A 16,635-nucleotide genomic window follows, 5' to 3' on the forward strand; every position below is an offset into this window, starting at 1 on the left:
GGTTTCGGCGAACACGGGGTGTCCGTCCGGGGGCGGGCCTCAGACGACGGCGAGGAGCGCCGCCCGGGCCTCGAGGAGCGTCGCCCGCCGCATCAGGATCGGGCCCGCCACGGCGCAGGGGAGCCCGACGCCGAGGCATCCGGCGAGCCCGAGGCGGAACGCCGTGACGGACGCGGGGGTGACCTGCGGCGCCACGGTCTCGCCGGACGCGGCCGCCGCGCCGCCGGTCGCGCCGTCGGGGTCCTGCCCGGCGCCGGCGTCGGCCGGGCCGGCGGGCAGCGTCGTGACGTCCGTGCCGGGGCCACCGACCCCGCCGTCACCCGCGCCCGTGCCGCCGGGCAGGGGTGTGCTGGTGCCGTCGTCGGTCCCGCCGGGCGACCCGTCGTCGGTGCCGTCTCCGGTCCCGTCCGGCCCGTCCGAGTGCTTCGGGCACGTCGCGGCGACGCGCGCCGGGCTCCGCAGCAGGGCCGCGAGCCCGGCGCCGCGGCGGGCGTCCGTGGCGGACAGCGGGACGTACCCGCGGGGCAGCTGCCCGGGGGCGTCGCCGACGACCTGGCCGGTCGTCGTGGCGAGGTCGAGGAAGGTCGCTGCGGCTGAACGGTCCTGCGGGGTCGCGAGGCAGACCGCCACGGCGGCGTAGCTCACGGTCGCGAGGGGGTACGCGCCGAGGACGCGCGCGTCGGGGTCGGGGACCTTGACGCCCGGGACGGTGGCGGACTCCGGCATGGCCGCGACGGCCGCGCGCACGGTCGCGTCGGACGCGGCGACGGCGTCGCCGGTCGCGCTCACGATCTTCGCGGTGCGCAGGCCGTAGCGCTCCGCCGAGCTGAGGTCGGTGAGGGCGAGCTCGAACCGCTGACCCGGGAGCTGCGCGCCGGACGACGTGAACGCCGGCGGGAGCTTCGTGGGGTCCCACACGGTCTTGCCGCCCGCGTCGGCACGCTGCGCGCGGCGGGCCGCCTCCTGCATGTCGGCCATGTACGGACGCATGTCGAGGGTGCCGTACCCGGGTGCGGGCACGGTGTCGTCCTGGCGGTACGTGCTGAGGTCGGCCTTCGGGTAGCTGTCGAGCGTGGGGTCGGTCGCGAGCCCCAGGGCGAGGTACGACGGGTTGATCACCATGCCCCACTCGTCGGGCGCGCCGCGCAGGAAGGCGGCGGCGTGCGGGTCGGCGCGGACCCAGTCCCACAGCTGTGCCGCGGCGTCCGACGAGCCGAGGCTCACCAGGAGGCCGTCGGGCGCGGACGCCGGCACGAAGTCGGCGAGGTCCGGGTTGAGCCGGACGAACTCGGGGTCGTTGACGATCGAGCGGGGGTTCTTCGCGATCTCCTTCCCGCCGCCACCGGGCACGTCGGCCCGGTACGACTGGGTGAGGAGCTTCGCGAGGAGGCGTGCGTCGAGCGTCAGGTCGGTCACCGGGGTGCCGTTGCGCGCCGCGCCGGGGGTGCCCGGGGCGTCGTACACGTCGATGTTGTACGCGACGACGAGGGCGGACTGCGCCACCGGCGCGTACTGGATGCCCGCGCCCATCGCGGTCGCCGGGTCGACGGGGTCCTGGACGAACGCGATCCGCGACGCGCCCTCGACGGTGCTCGTGAGCTGGCTGCGCGCCTCGTCGTCGCCGATCTGCGAGAACCCGTACGTGGTGCCCTTGGCGCACAGCGCGGGCTGCCACGACGTCACGGCGTCGGCGACGAGCTCGTGCCCGACGACCCGCTGCTCGTCGGCGCCGATCGCGCACGCCGAGCCGACGGGCCGGAACCCGAGCGGGACCACGATCCGGTCCCGCCACACGGAGGCGGACAGCGGGGAGCCGGACATCGAGCCGTCGGGGGTCTGCGCGACGGGGGTGCCGTCCGCCGTGACGTCGGTGCGCGGCACGACGACCAGCCAGCAGGAGCGTGCCGTGGTGCGCGTCAGACGGTCGCCGCAGCCGAGCTGCGGTGCCTCGAGCGTCGTCTGGGTGGTGAAGACGGTGGTGCCCGTGCCGTCGGACCCGGTGCGGACCGCGGTGAGCTCGTTCGTCGTCGCGGCGGTGAAGTAGCTCGAGGTGTCCCACACCTTCGTGCCGTCGACCGCGGTGAACGGCACGGCGTACGCCCGCAGGAACGGGTTGGTCAGCGGCGGCGGCACGAGGTAGTCGTCCGTGTAGGCCTGCGCGGGGTCCTCGCCCGCACGCAGCGTCCGGCCGCCCACGCGGTCCCCCAGCAGCCCCGACAGGCCGGACGCGGGCGCGCCCCACTGGCACTGCTCCGGTGTGGGACCGGTCGTCGCGTCTCCCCAGCACTGCATCACCTGGAGGTAGTTCGCGGCGAAGCGGCCGTTCGACGTGGCGGGCGCTCCGCTCCAGGCCAGGGTCAGGCCCTGGTTGGTGACGTTCTTCGTCTGGTTGACCGTGAGGGACAGGTCGTGCAGGGCGTCGTACGACGGGTCGCTCGCGTCGTGCCCGGGCCCGTCCACCCAGCTCACCGTGGTCGTCGACGACGTGGTGGGGAAGCCCGCGGGCAGGGAGACGGGTGGCGTGGTCGGGCTGCCGGTGGGCGTCGCGGAGGGGCTGTCGGTCGGTGTTCCGGCGGTGCCGGTGGTGGGGGTGTCGGTGGGGGTGTCGGTGGGGACGTCGGTGGCGCCCTGGCCGGGTGTCGTGGTGGCGGTCCCGGTGGGTGTGTCCGCCGGAGCGGTCGTCGTGGGCGCCGGGTCCGCCGTCGCCGGGTCGGCCCCGGCGGCCGTCTGCTCGCCCGCGGGGAGGCCCGTGGTCCCGACGGTCGGCGACGGCGTCGGTGTCGCCGCACCGGCGGCGACGGCGAGCACGCCGGAGCACAGGGTCAGACCGATCCCCGTGACGGCGAGCGCGGAGCCGACCCGCCGCAGCGTGCGGGTTCGCGTCCGGGGGCTCATGCGCGGCCTCCGCCGGAGGCGCCACGACGGGCGCGGGCGACCAGGGGCGGTGCGAGGATCGCGCCGAGGACGAGGAGCACCGCCAGGACCGCGGCGAGCTGCTGCGCGCCGGCGGAGGAGGGCTTGTCGGTCTGCACGGGGAGCCCGGCGACGGCCTGGCACACCCCGGTGTCGGCCTCGCAGCTCACCGGTCCGCCGCCGTAGTCGGCGGCGACGACGCTCGTGGTGCCGCCCGCCGCGCCGGCCGCGTCGGTCCCGGGTGCCGCGCCCGCGTCCGTCCCGGCCGCGGCGCCACCGGTGCCGGTCCCGGTGCCCGTCCCCGTGCCCTTGCCGGTGGCTCCCGTGCCGGACGTCCCGGTGCCCGTCCCCGTGCCGGCTCCCGTCCCGGTCCCCGTCCCGGCACCCGTGCCTCCGGACGTCGACCCCGTGGACGTGCCCTTCCCGGGCGGCGTCTTGCCGCTCGTGACGGGTGTCGTGGTGCCCTTGGCGCCGCCCGTGCCGGTCGAGCACTGCGTCGTGCCCAGCTTGTCGCACTCGGACGGCTGCGGCGCGTTCTTCGCGAGCGTGTTGGAGCCGTCCGCCGAGAAGGTCGGGTTGTGGCAGCTCTTGATGTCGATGCTCTGGGCGGCGACGCCGGGGATGCGGCGGACCTGCGCCAGCCCTGCCTTGACGAGGTTCACGGGCAGGGGGGAGTACCCGAGGACCGGTGCCTGCTGCTGTCCCTCGCACAGGAAGTAGTAGGCGAACGCGCCGAGGGTCTTGCCCTTGGCCTCCGTGAAGCCGTTCTGCGTGGCGGTCGGGACGACGACGTAGCTGTACGACGACAGCGGGTAGGTCCGGGGGTCCGTGCTGGTGTAGACCCGGGACAGGTCCTGCGTGAGGTAGGCGGGGGAGCTCTTGTCGTCGTTGATGCGCGCCGACAGGAGGGCGACGGCGACGTTCGACGCGGTCGGCTCGACGTAGTAGCCGGCGGCGTTGAGGATCTTCGCGACCGGGTAGCCCGTCTTGAGCGCGTAGGAGTACTCGACGTACGTGATCGTGCCCTGGTTCGCGGTCTGCGCGACGTAGCCGGCCACGCCCTGCGAGTTCGGCTGGGACACGAAGCCCTTGCCGGCGACCGTCGGGAAGTTCGACGTCACGCCGCAGGGCGTGGAGCGGCCGGCCTTGGCGCAGTACGCGTTCCAGAGGCTCGGGTACCGCGCGGCCATCCAGGTGCTGAACTGCGCGGTCGAGCCGGACCCGTCGGACCGCACGACCGGCACGATCTTGCGGGGCGGCAGCGCGAGCCCGGGGTTGTCGGCCTTGATGGCGGCGTCGTCCCACGACGTGATGACGCCGGTGAAGATCTTCGTGAGGACCTCGCCGGAGAGGCGGAGGTTGGTGACCCGGTGCCCGCCGACCTGCAGGTTGTACATGAACGCGGTGCCGCCGGCCACGATCGGCATGTAGGCGAAGGACCGCGTGGGGAGGGTGTCGAGCACGCCCCCGTCCTTGAGCCCGTACGGGATCTCGGTGCTGGCGAAGTCGACGGTGCCGGCCTTGAACTGGTTGCGGCCGTCCGAGGAGCCGGTGCTCGCGTAGTTGATGCGCATGCCGTACTGCTCGACGTTGCGCCGCCACTGGTCGATCGCGTTGGAGCTCCAGGACGACCCGGCGCCGTTGATCGGGACGTAGCCGTCGGCGTGCGCCGCGCCCACCGGCACGGTCAGCAGGGGGAGGGTGGCCACCAGGGCGGCGAGCGCGAGGAGCAGGCGCCCCCGGGTCCGTCGGCGGCGAGGGTGCAGGGTCACGAGGGCTCCTCGAGAGGGGGGCCGCCCAGGGCAGGGTCGGCCGGGTCGGCAAGCTCGGCGGGGTCGGCAGGGTCCGTGGGGTCGACGGGTCCCGCCGGGTCGAAGAGACCGTCGGCGTCGGCGTCGGCGTCGGCGTCGGCGTCGGCGGAGCGGCCGCGCCGGGGGACGAGGCGGGCGTACGTGAGAGGTGCGGTCCGGAGGCGGTCCATGACGCGGTCGTACCGGTCGGCGCGGCGGGCGCGGGCGGCGGCGTCCTGCGCCCCGATGACGCGGGCGGCGACGAACAGCAGGATGACGAGCAGCATGAGGACGACCGCCGTCCCGAAGCCGCGCTCGATCATCGTGGGCTCGGGCGACTTCACGAACTGGAAGATCGCGAGGGGCAGCGACACCATCGGCCCGTGCAGGGGGTCGACGTTGAGCGACGCGGTGAACCCGGACGTGAGCAGCACGGGCGAGGTCTCGCCGATCCCGCGGGCCGTCGCGAGGATGATCGCGGTCGTCAGGCCCGACCGGGCGGTGGGCAGGACGACGTGCACGACGGTCCGCCACTGCCCGGCGCCGAGCCCGACGGACGCCTCCTTGAGGGTGTGGGGGACGAGCCGCAGCACGACGTCGGAGGACCGGACCATGATCGGCAGCATCATGATGCTGATGGCCATCGACGCGGCGAGGCCCGACTTCTCGACGCCGAACGTGAGGATCGCGGTCGCGTAGACGAACAGCCCGGCGACGATCGAGGGCAGCGCGGTCATGGCTTCGACGACGGTCCGCACGAACCGCGCGAAGCGTCCGGGCACCTCGGTGAGGAACACGGCGGTCGCGAGGCCGAGGGGCACGGTGATGGCGAGCGCGATCGAGATCTGGATGAGGCTGCCGACGATGGCGTGCAGGACGCCGCCCACGGTGAGCGGGTCGAGCGGCCCGGCGAGCGCCATGTCCTGGGTGAAGAAATTGGGGTGCACGAGGGCCGCGAGCCCGCGCCCGAACGTGAACACGACGATGAACACGAGGGTCGCGAGGACGACGAACGCGAGCCCGTGCACGACCACCATGACGACGCGGTCGCGCACCGCGGGCGCGTCGGCGTCGAGCGACACCGCGGTCGCGTAGACGACGAGGAACAGGGCGACGGCGATCGCGGTGCACGCGGGCACGCCGCGGACGGGCGCGAGCTGCGTGGCGACGACGGCGGTCAGGGCGAGGGCGGCGAGCCCGGAGCCGACGAGCGCGAGGGCGTCGCCGATCCGCGTGCCGCCGAGGTGCCGGACCCGTTCGGGGCCGCGGTCGGCGGCCGGGTCGGGCGTGACGGTCGGCGGGTGGACCGCGGTGGGGGCGGCCGCGGTGGCGTCGGGGACGGCGATGGTGGTCACGGGGGTCCTCGGGTCGTCAGCTGGACGCGCCGGAGCGCGAGCGCGCCACGATGCTGGAGGCGCCGAAGTTGACGGCGAGGGTGAGCAGGAAGAGGGCGAGCCCGGCGGCCATGAGGGCCGACATCCCGAAGGGCGAGGCCTCGCCGTAGCGGAGCGCGATGAGCGACGACACGGAGTTGGCGCCGTTCTGCAGGACGTGCCACTGCACGGCGAAGACGGGCGAGATGATCATGTAGACGGCGATGGTCTCGCCGAGCGCACGCCCGAGCCCGAGCATCGTGCCGCCGATGATGCCGCCCATCCCGTAGGGCAGCACGACGGACCGGATCATGCCCCAGCGGGTCGACCCGAGCGCGAGGGCGCCCTCGCGCTCGCCCACCGGGGCCTGCATGAACACCTCGCGCATGATCGACGTCATGATCGGCGTGATCATGAGCGCGACGACGAGGCCGGCGACGAACGTCGACGAGGTGTAGAGCGTCACGGGGGACAGCGGGTCGTCGGGGTCGGCGCCCTCGACGCTGAGCGGCGGGAACCAGGCGAACACGGTCGAGACCCACCGGGCGATGCCGGTGAGGTTCCCCTGGAGCCAGAAGAAGCCCCACAGGCCGAACACGACCGACGGGACGGCGGCCATGAGGTCGACCAGGCTGACGAGGGTCCGGCGCAGGCGGGTCGGGGCGTACTCGCTGATGTAGAGGCTGGTCCCGAGGGCGAGCGGCAGGGCGACGGACACGGCGACGGTCGCGATGAGCAGCGTCCCGACGAGCACGGCGGCGATCCCGAAGTTTCCGGAGTCGGGCTCCCACGTCTGGGTGGTGAGGAAGCCGGGGCCGGCGACGCGCAGGGCCTGCCAGGCGCGGGCGAGCAGGAAGATCCCGACGAACGACATGATCGCGAGCACGGTGATGCCGCCGGTGCGCAGCACGCCCCGGAACGCGCGGTCCGCGGGGGCGCGGCGCGTGCTGGTCCGGCGGGGCAGGTCGTCGAGATCCGTCACGGGGAGTCCTCCGGGCGCGGGGGCGCGCCGCGGGCACGGGGCGCGGTCGAGCGCGGGTGCTGCGCCGAACGGGTCGAGGGTGACGGGTGCGGGCGACGTGCGGGGTGTCGGTGGAGGGCTCGCAGGCGGACGTTTCCTGAAGGGTCGGTGAACGACCCGTCAGGGGCGGCGCCACCGGGCGAGGTAGGGCAGCCCCGCGTGCTCCGACCAGGCACGGAGCGTCGGGGCCGCGGCGGCGCGCAGCCGCGTCACGAGGTCGTCGTCGACGCGCCGGCCGAGCGGGTACGGGAAGTGGTCCCGGTGCTCGCGCTCGAGCAGCAGCACGAGGTCGTCGTCGTCGGCCGCCCGGGCCCACGACTCGGTGCGACCGCGCTCGTGCCGCTCGACGTCCCACGAGCCGTCGGCGGCGCGCCGTGCCGTGAAGTCGGGGTCGCCCCCCCAGAGGATCCGGTCGCTGCCGGCCGTGGTGAGCGGACCGGCGCCGAGACCCGCCGCGGTGAGCGCGTGGACGAGCCCGACGGGCGTCCAGGGGGCGGGGAAGAAGGTCGCGAGGGCGACCCGGAGGACGGTCGGCGCGGGCTGCTGCTCGACACGCGTGCCGTCGCGGCCGAGCCGGTCACGCTCGGCGTCGAGCACGGCGAGCGTCGCGGTGTGGGCGAGACCTACGTCCGGGGTGCCGAGCGCCGCGACCCAGGTGCCGAGAGCGGTGACGAACGCGACGGCGTCCTCGGCGGTCCGGAACGGGGGGACCGGGATATCGGGGACGGGGCGCCGCCCCCAAGGCACGCCGTCGTCGGCCGCGCCGTCCGCGGGCGCGCCGGTCGGGGGAGTCGGCGGCGACGTTGCGGGAGCGGCAGCCGTGCCGCTGAGCGCGACGACCTGCGGGTGGTCCCAGGGGGCGAGACGCTTGGCGCGGGTACCGGACAGGACGACGAGCGCGCCGGCCCACGGCCCGCTGCTCTGCAGGGCGCGGCGGCGCCAGCGCTCCCCGTCGGACGTGACGATCGAGCTCCCGGTCGTGCGCGCGACGGTGCGCGGCTCGACGACGCCGGGGTGCGCGTCGTCGACGTAGGCGACGGGCGAGCCGGGTGCGGCCCAGGCGAGGGGGTCGTCGGCGGTGCGGCGTGAGGTCACGGCGTCTCCTGTCGCGAGTGGGACGAGCGTCCCACGCTAGCGCGCCCGGTGCGACGGCGGAGGGTTCGCAGATCCCCGTCGAGGCGCCCGGAACGCCGAACCGGGACACTTGTCCCACATATTGATATGTGCCACTGACCTGCGGTTATGGACGAGTGACCAAGATTTCTGCCCCGATCGGCCCGCGGGGTGTTGACGACCCGCTCCGAGCCCTGCACACTCTTACTCGACAGCGCGCATCGCTTGCCCCCTGCGCGGTGCGCGCTGTTCCTCGTGAAGCAAGGGCCCCACCCTCGGGTGGGGCCCTTGCTCGTGTCCGGACGGGCCCCGGGGTCGCCCTCGGACGGATCTCGCGACACCCGGCGTGCCAGCAGGGGAGCGCCGCCCCGGACGGTTAGCGTGCAGGGGTGACTGCAGCCGGACCGCCCTTCGAACCAGGCCGCCGGCCGAGCTCGCCGCTCGGACGCCTCCTGCGGCGCGAGCGCGAGCGCGGGCACGTGCCCGATCCCGCGGCGGACGCCGCCGTCCCGTCGCCCGCCGGCACGTCCGCCGCGCCCGCCGCCGACGGGCAGCACCCAGCCGCTCCGCCCACCGACGGCCGGGCGGAGCGCCCCGCTGCACGCCCGACCGACCGGCCGCTGCCCACCGACGAAGCCGTCGGCTACGCGCTCGACTCCTGGCGCGCCGCGATCGTCGGGCTCGTCGGCGGTTCCTCCCTGCTCGACGTCACCGTGCTGGGGGACGCCGTCGTCGACCTGTCGGCCGCGCACCCGTCGGGCCTTGCGCAGCTGCTGGCCGGCCGCCCCACCCGCCTGTCCAACCTGTTCCGCGAGCCCGACGCGCTCCCCGCCGCCCGGCGCAGCGCGCGCGCCGTGGTCGCGCACACCCAGGACGTCACGCAGCGCTACGGCACCGCGCCCACCTACCTCGCGATCGGCGTCGCGTCGTGGGAGCCGCGCCCCGGCGAGGTCGTGGGCTCCGACGACGTGGGGGCGCTCGCGCGCGTCGCGACGTCGCCCGTGCGCCGCGTGCTCAGCCCGTCCGGCGCCCCTTCGGGCACCGCTCCCGAGGCGACCGCCGACGGCGTCCTGCTCGTCCAGGACGCCTCGGGCCGGGTCGGGCCGGCCGAGGACGGCGCGCCGACGGGACCGACAGCGCACGGGACCGACCACCCGGACGCCGTCGCCGAGCTCGACGCCCCCGCCGCGACCGACCGCCCGGCCGGCGCGTCGTCGTCCCTCGCGTCGCCGTCCGACGCGTCCACGGACGACGACGCTGCCGAGCCCGCCGAGCCCGAGGGCGTGCCCGGCCTCCCGGCGACCGTGCACGCGCCGGTCCTGCTGCGGTCCCTCACGATCCGCCCGTCGGGGCGCGGCGACACCGACTTCGAGCTCACCCTCGAGCCCACCGTCGAGATCAACTCGCTGCTCGCCCGCGCCCTGCGCGACCACGGCGCGCTCATCGACCCGGTGTCGCTGGCCCAGGGCGCGTTCACCGGGGTCGGGTTCGACCCGTCCCAGGTCATGGCGCGGATCCGGACGCTCGGCACGGCCGTGCTCGACGGGTTCGACCTCGTCGACCGCACCCTCGTGGGCTCGTTCGTCCACCCGGGGCAGCACCTCGTCGACGACCTCGACGAGCTCGCGCCGTCGCTCACGCGGCACGAGGTCGTGGCGGCGCTCGCGGGGTCGTCCGACGTGCCGGTGCCGCTCGGCGGGCCGCTGCCGGCCCGCACGACGGGCGACGGCGACCCGGCGCTCGAGCGGGGCGTCGGCGACCTCGACGCGACCCAGCGGTACGTCGTGGACGTGCTCGCCACCGGACGGCACTTCGCGGTCGACGCGCCGTCGGGCAGCGACGTCGTCGGCACGGTGGCCGCTCTCGTGGCGGAGGCCGCGGCGAGCGGCCGGCACGTCCTGTACGTCGCGGGGCACCGCCGGGCCGCGGAGGCCGTGTGCGGCCGGCTCGGCGACCTCGGCCTGGGCGAGCTGACGTTCGAGATCTCGACCGACCCGGACTGGCGGCCCGCGGCGGCGAACCGCCTGCTCACGGCCATGGCGGCCGAGCCCGCGCAGATCGACCTCGCGGCGCACGCCGAGACGATGGACGCGCTCGTCGGGTCGCGCGCGCGGCTCACCGCGTACATCGGCGCGCTGCACCTGCCGCGCGAGCCGTTCGGCGTGTCCGCGTACGAGGCGCTGCAGGCCCTCGCGCGGCTCACGTCGGAACGCCCCGCGCCCGCGACCGAGGTCCGGCTGTCGGCGCAGACCGCGCTCGGGCTCGACGAGGCCGAGCGCGCCGCCCGGTCCGCCGACCTGCGCCGGGCGGCCGAGCTCGGCGCGTTCACCCTCGGCGCCACGTCGACCCCCTGGTTCGGCGCGGACCTCACGACCGACGACGACGCGCACGCCGCCCTGGCCCGCCTCGACCGGCTGCGCGAGCACACCCTGCCGCGGCTGCGACGGGAGATCGACGCGGTGTCCTCGTCGACCGGGCTCGCGCCCGCGACGACGCTCCAGGGCTGGCACGACGTGCTCGAGATGCTCGGCGGGATGCGCGGCACGCTCGACGTGTTCCAGCCGCTGGTCTTCGAGCAGTCGGTGGCCGACATGGTCCAGGCGACCGCGACGAAGCAGTGGCGCCTGGAGCACGGCATCGAGATGGGGTCCGTGGTGCGCCGCCGCCTGGTGCGGGGCGCGCGCGACCTGCTCCGCCCGGGCGTCCGCGTCGACGACCTGCACGCCGCGCTGCTCGAGGTGGAGGCGCAGCGCGCCGTGTGGGCGACGTACTCTCCGGCCGGCGGCTGGCCGCGCCTGCCCACGGGCCTCTCGGACATCGAGGCGACCGCCGAGGCCGTCCGCATCGACGTCGACGAGCTCTCGGCCGTCCTCGCGGGGACGCCGGGCGGCGCGGGGCTCGCCGACCTGACCTTCGACGACCTCGAGGCCCGGCTGACCGTGCTCGCCGACGACCGCGCGGCGCTCGACACGCTGCCCGAGCGCACGGCCGCCGTGCGACGGGTGCGGGCCGCGGGCCTGGGCGACCTCGTCGAGGACCTGCAGCGCCGGACCGTGCCCGCCGGCCTCGTGTCCGCCGAGCTCGACCTCGCGTGGTGGGGCTCCGTCTTCGAGCAGATCGTCGCGTCCGACCCCGCTCTGGGCGGTCAGGACGGGCCCGGGCTCGACGCGCTCGCCGCGCGGTTCCGTGACCTCGACCGCCGGCACGTCGAGGCGCTGCCCACCGCGGTGCTCAACGAGGTGCGCGCCCGCACCGTCGCCGCGATGCGCGCCGACCCGGAGGACACGCAGGCGCTCTTCGGCGAGCTGCTGGAGGGGCGCATGCGGTCCGTGCGCGAGCTGCACGAGAAGCGCCCCGACCTCGTGCGCGCGCTGCGCCCCGTCGTCGTCTCGACGCCCACCCTCGTGCCGCAGCTCGAGCCCGCGACCCGGACCGTCGACCTCGTCGTCCTCGACGCCGTCCAGCACGTCCCCGTCGAGACGCTGCTGTCCGCGATCGTCCGCGGGCGGCAGGTCGTCGTCGTGGGCGACGTGCGGGCCGCGTCCGGCACCGCGGTGCGCGAGCTCGCGCGCGTGCTCCCGACGATCACGCTGCCGTCCACGGCGACGCGCCGCGACCCGCACCTCGTCCGCTTCCTCGCCGACCACGGGTACGCGGGCGTGCTGACGCCCGCGCCGCTGCCGTCGAGCACGCCGCGCGTGCACCTGCACCTCGTCGACGGCAACGGCATGCCCGACCCCGCCTCGGGGGCGGTCGAGTCGACCCAGGCCGAGGTCGACCGCGTCGTCGAGCTCGCGATCGAGCACGCGATGCTGCGCCCCGAGCAGACGCTCGCGATCGTCGCCGTCACGCCCGTGCACGCCGCCCGGATCCGGGTGGCGCTGCTCGCCGAGGTGCGCCGCAACCCCGGTCTCGCGGGGTTCTTCGCGGGCAACCGGCCTGAGCCGGTCGTCGTCGCCGACCTCGCGAGCGTCGCCGGGCTGTCGCGCGACGCGGTCGTCCTCACGCTCGGCTTCGGGAAGACGCCGCACGGGCGCGTGCTGCACCGGTTCGGGCAGGTCGGCGACGCGGGAGGCGAGGCGCTGCTCCTCGACGCCGTCGGGACGACGCGCGAGCGCCTCGACGTCATCTCCTGCTTCCGGGCCGAGGAGCTCGACCCCGAGCGGCTCCGTGGCGCCGGCTCCCGGCTGCTGCGCGACCTCCTCGCGTTCGTCGAGGAGCGCGACGGCGCCGCCGACCCCTTGGTGCTGTGGAACGGCGTCGACGTCGGGTCGTCCGCCGACCGGCTCGTGCTCGACCTCGCGGAGCGCCTGTGGCGGCTCGGCCTCGTCGTCGAGACGGACTACGGCCCCGACCCCGCCGACCGCATCCCCCTGGTCGCCGGGCACCCCGACCTGCCCGGTGAGCTCCTCGTCGCCGTCCTCACCGACGACGACGCCTACGTCGCCGAACCGAGCACGCGCGTGCGCGAGCGGCAGCGGCGGGCGCGGCTCGAACGGCTCGGGTGGACCGTCGTCCAGGTGTGGGCCGCGGCCGCGTTCCTCGATCCCGAGAAGGAGGCCGAGCGCATCCGTAGGGCCGTGCACACCGCGCGCGACGCGCGGCTCGGGCCGCGCCCCGGCGCGAGCGTCACCGGGTCGATCCCGCGGCTCGTCGTCGACCACGCCGGGCACGCCGTGGGTCCGGCAGCCGTGGGACCGGCGGCAGCCGGTCCGGCGACCCCGCAGGCGGCACGTGCGGCGGTGCCCGCGCTCGCCGAGCGGCGTGACGACGACGTCGTCGCGCACGTGGGGGGTGCGGACGAGCCCGCTGCCGACGTCCCTGACGTGGCCGCCCCGGACGCCGAGACGTCCGAGGCTGAGGGGTCCGACTCCGACGGGTCCGGGAGCGGCGGTCGGCCGCGTCGCCGGGTCGTGCGCCAGGGCACCGAGCAGGGCACCGTCACGGGCGTCACCCAGGACGAGCTCGACCTCGCGCTGCCGGACGACGGCGGCAACGACGCGCGGCTGCGTCAGGACGTGCCGCCGCACTGGCAGTGACGCACCGCCGGCCGTCCCCACCCGCGACGCACGATCGCCCACGCACGAGCGCCCGGCCCCTCGAGAGGACCGGGCGCTCGCGCCGTCTCGGCACGGGTGGGTGAGCGTTCAGTAGAGCTTCTGGTGCGTGTTCGCCCAGGTGGAGCGGTCGCTCGTCGTCGCGACGAGCTCCATGCGGGGGTCGCTGAGCGACGGCAGCGGGATGACGCCGGGCGGCGGCGTCTCGGGCTTGAACGTGAACTTGAAGCCCAGCAGGTAGCCCTCCAGCCGCGTCGCGTAGAGCACGACGTGACCCGTGTTCGTGACCTTGCTGGACGTGGTGAGCAGGCCGTGCCCGTCGCCGTTCGGCACGTCGAGCGAGAAGTCGTCGATGACGCTCTTGTCGGCGGTGAACTTCATGACCTCGACGGTCGTGCCGTCGGCGCGCCGCAGCGTGACGTTGCCCTGGTAGACGGAGTTCGTGAGCTGGAGGGTCGAGCCTTCGAGGTGCGAGATCGCGACCGGGGCGACCGGGTCGGCGGACGTGCTCGTGAGGCGTGGCGCCGCCGTCGTCGGGTCGGGGAGCGGGGACGTCGCCGTGGGGGACGCCGTCCCGGTGGGCTCGGTGGTCGGGCTCGTCGTCCCGCCGGACCCGGTGCTCGGTGCGGTGCCCGGGGCCGTGGTGACGTCGGTGCCCGGGGTCGTGCTCGGGGTCGTGCTCGACGACTCGGTCGGCGTCGGGGTGGCCGTCGCGGGGGTGTCGGTCCGGTCGCCGGTAGCGGTCTGGGCGGCGGTCGGCCCGCCGGTGGGCGCCGGCTCCTCCGCCGAGCCGCCCGCCGAGCCGGGCACGAGCCACTGCAGGAACGTCGGGACGGGGATCGATGCCTCCGCCGACGCGTCCGCGGGCGGCGCCTGCGCGGCGTTCACCGCGCCCACGCCCGCGGCGGCGCACACGGCGACGACGGCGGCGCCGGTCGCGCGCGTCAGGCGCCGTCCGCGGCGGCTCGTCGCCCCCGGTGCGCTGCTCGGTGCACTGCTCGGTGCGTCGGCCGGAGCCGGTGTCGCTGCCGGTGAGGTCGAGGGGGTGGCGTCGGGGTCAGCCGACGCCGGGAGAAAAGGGCGCGGCCCCGAGGCGGTGTCGTCGCCGGCGGTCTCGACGGTGTGCAGCGTGAGCGTCGCGGGCGAGGCGGCCGGCACGGGTGCGGGGGAGTCCTCGGGCTCGAAGCCCGGGACGAGCGAGTAGTCGTCGTCGGGAGCGGTGCGACCGGACGGCGCGCGCCGCGTCGTGGGCCGGCGGTCCGGGTCGCTGGCGTCGGACGCGTCGTCTGCAGGGGCGTCGGGAGTCGTGGCTGCCGTGCGGGGCAGCCACGAGACCGCGACGATGCCGCCGGCCATGCCGAGCAGCATCCCGATGAAGAACCCGCCCAGGTTGACCCCGATGAGCGAGTAGACGGACAGCACGAGCGCGATCACGCCGTAGAAGACGCGGTGCACGGGCATCGTCCACAGGAGCACGCCGAGCAGCACGAGGACGACGGGGATGACCATGGCCTGGAAGCCCTGGATCCCGAACTGCAGGTGGATGTGGCCGAGGTCGAGCTGGCCGGAGAAGAACATCTCGACGCCGGCGAGCACGACGAGAAGGCCGCCGACGAACGGTCGGCCGCGGGTCCACGCCCGGAACGCCGTCCAGGTGCGCGCCACCGTCCCGGGTCGTGCCTCGGGCTGGGGCTGGGCCTCGTCGGCGGGGGTGGTCGTCTCGGGGGTGCTGCTCACGTCGTGACTCCTTCGTCGTGTCGTGCCGACGATGCGTCGGGGGGACTTGCGGACGGGGTGGCGGGGCGCGCCGTGGTGCGCGCCCCGCCGGCCGGTCACTTCGGGTCGGGGCAGGTCTGCCCGCTCGTGAGGCGGAGGTGGAGGCCGTTGAGCTGGAACGTGCCGGCCTGGGTGCTCCACGCCTTCTGCGACAGCTTGTTGATGCTGACGTGCTTGGCGTCCTGCGCGAAGTCGCCCGCGGTCCCGGCCTTGCCGTAGCGGACCGTCGACGCGTCGACACCGATGTGGATGTCCGTGAACGTGGCGTCGCCGTCGAGCTGCGTCATCCCGATCTGGAGGTTCTCGGCGACGGCGGCCTTCCCGTCGCCGCCGGCGGTGATCATGAGCCCGAGCTTGCCGAGCGGGGTGTCGCTCGACACCGACTGGCACATGTCGGTGAGCGTCGCGTGGTCGATGTTCGAGATCGCGACGGGGTGGACGGCGCCGCTCTTCTCCTGCGCGATGCCGGAGTACTGCGAGAAGCCGTCGCCCTCGAGCTGGGTGGCCTTGATCTCGAACGGCGTGCCGGACACAGCGAACGAGACGGGGACGGCGCCGTTGGCGACACCGGCCATGAGCGCGCCGGCGACGACGAGCGTCGGGACGGCGGTGAGTGCGACGCGGCCCTTGCGGGTGCGGGTGAGGCTGCTGAGCTTCACGGATCCTCCTCGATGCAGGGACGGGGCAACGCCGTCCTGCCCGTCGCGGCGTTGCGGCGGGCGGTGGCGGCCTCCGACCCGAGGGGCGGATGCGTTGCCGACCGGGACGACGACACCGTCGCCCGGCAGGATGCTACGAGGCTTATTGAACGTGCGTCAATAGCTTGTTGAACGACCGTCAGTAACGATCCGGGCACGGGTGCGCGGCGTATGCTCACGCCATGACGGACGAGCGCCGGACCCGCCTGTCGCCCGACGAGCGCCGCGCCCAGCTCGTGGCGATCGGCGTCGCCGCGCTCGCGGACCGCTCGCTCGACGAGCTCACGATCGACGTCATCTCCCAGCAGGCCGGCGTGTCCCGCGGCCTGCTTTTCTACTACTTCGGCTCGAAGCAGGGCTTCCACCGGGAGGTCGTCCGCGCCGCTCGCGACGGCCTGCTCCGTGCCACCGAGCCCGTGCTCGAGCTCTCGCCGCTCGAGCGTCTCCACGACACGCTCTCGAACCTCGTCGCGTTCGTCCGCGAGCACGAGGACACGTTCTTCTCGCTCGTGCGCGGTGCGGCCAGCGGCGACCGTCAGGTCCGTGAGGTCGTCGAGCAGGCGCGGGCGCTGCAGTGCGAGCGCGTCGAGATCGTCTGCCGCGAGCTCGGCGTCCCCGACACGGCGCTCCTGCGCGTCGGGCTCCGGTCCTGGGTCGCGTTCGCCGAGCAGGCGCTCGTCGACGGCGTCCTGGGCGGCCGGATGTCGCCGGACGAGGCCGTCGACTTCCTGGAGCGCAGCCTCGTGGCGGTCGTCGTCACCGTCGACCCGGAGCAGGGCGCCCGCCTCGGCGACGCACTCCGCTCGGCCGTCGTGGAGTCTCCTGCCCAGACCCCGGACGCCGGCCTGGTGCCCGGGCTGGCGTGACGCCTCGCTGATCCGTCGCCAGGCCCGG

9 protein-coding genes are annotated in these 16,635 nt (G+C 75.3%); 2 read left to right on the plus strand and 7 right to left on the minus strand.

Annotation, left to right across the window (positions count from 1 at the left end; translation table 11 throughout):
* Positions 1-39: 39 nt before the first annotated feature.
* From CLV34_RS07535 to CLV34_RS16325, 5 genes are all read right to left on the minus strand, one after another.
* Complete coding sequence (locus tag CLV34_RS07535) at positions 40-2,895, minus strand: hypothetical protein (protein WP_100349632.1); 2,856 nt, start codon at positions 2,893-2,895, stop codon at positions 40-42.
* On the minus strand, positions 2,892-4,685 hold the full coding sequence (pstS, locus tag CLV34_RS07540; RefSeq protein ID WP_245859085.1) for a phosphate ABC transporter substrate-binding protein PstS: 1,794 nt from the start codon (positions 4,683-4,685) through the stop codon (positions 2,892-2,894). The genes CLV34_RS07535 and pstS overlap by 4 nt, the downstream gene beginning before the upstream one ends.
* Positions 4,682-6,058 carry a phosphate ABC transporter permease PstA gene (pstA, locus tag CLV34_RS17195; RefSeq protein WP_100349633.1) on the minus strand — a complete coding sequence of 459 codons (1,377 nt, stop codon included), beginning with the start codon at positions 6,056-6,058 and terminating at the stop codon, positions 4,682-4,684. Before pstA ends, pstS begins: the two co-directional genes overlap by 4 nt.
* Before the next feature lie 16 nt (positions 6,059-6,074).
* Positions 6,075-7,058 (minus strand): phosphate ABC transporter permease subunit PstC, encoded by a 984-nt coding sequence (gene pstC, locus CLV34_RS07550; RefSeq protein WP_100349634.1) that lies wholly within the window; start codon positions 7,056-7,058, stop codon positions 6,075-6,077.
* Between the two features lie 159 nt (positions 7,059-7,217).
* A complete protein-coding gene (locus CLV34_RS16325) occupies positions 7,218-8,192 on the minus strand; it encodes a hypothetical protein (RefSeq protein WP_157803743.1) in 975 nt (324 codons plus the stop codon).
* Between the two features lie 407 nt (positions 8,193-8,599).
* Here CLV34_RS16325 and CLV34_RS07560 point away from each other — a divergent pair, with 407 nt between their 5' ends.
* Entirely contained in the window at positions 8,600-13,249 is a 4,650-nt protein-coding gene (locus tag CLV34_RS07560) for a hypothetical protein (protein WP_157803744.1), read from the plus strand.
* A 108-nt stretch (positions 13,250-13,357) separates the two neighbouring features.
* Here CLV34_RS07560 and CLV34_RS16720 read toward each other — a convergent pair whose 3' ends face one another.
* Positions 13,358-15,004 (minus strand): DUF6114 domain-containing protein, encoded by a 1,647-nt coding sequence (locus CLV34_RS16720; RefSeq protein ID WP_211289372.1) that lies wholly within the window; start codon positions 15,002-15,004, stop codon positions 13,358-13,360.
* Between the two features lie 95 nt (positions 15,005-15,099).
* Positions 15,100-15,702, minus strand: a complete 603-nt coding sequence (locus CLV34_RS07570; protein WP_100349636.1) for a DUF6230 family protein — start codon at positions 15,700-15,702, stop codon at positions 15,100-15,102.
* A 221-nt stretch (positions 15,703-15,923) separates the two neighbouring features.
* Here CLV34_RS07570 and CLV34_RS07575 point away from each other — a divergent pair, with 221 nt between their 5' ends.
* A complete protein-coding gene (locus tag CLV34_RS07575) occupies positions 15,924-16,607 on the plus strand; it encodes a TetR/AcrR family transcriptional regulator (RefSeq protein ID WP_100349637.1) in 684 nt (227 codons plus the stop codon).
* The last annotated feature ends 28 nt before the right edge of the window (positions 16,608-16,635 follow it).

It is taken from the genome of Luteimicrobium subarcticum (genome assembly GCF_002798015.1).
Taxonomy (GTDB): Bacteria; Actinomycetota; Actinomycetes; order Actinomycetales; family Cellulomonadaceae; genus Luteimicrobium; species Luteimicrobium subarcticum.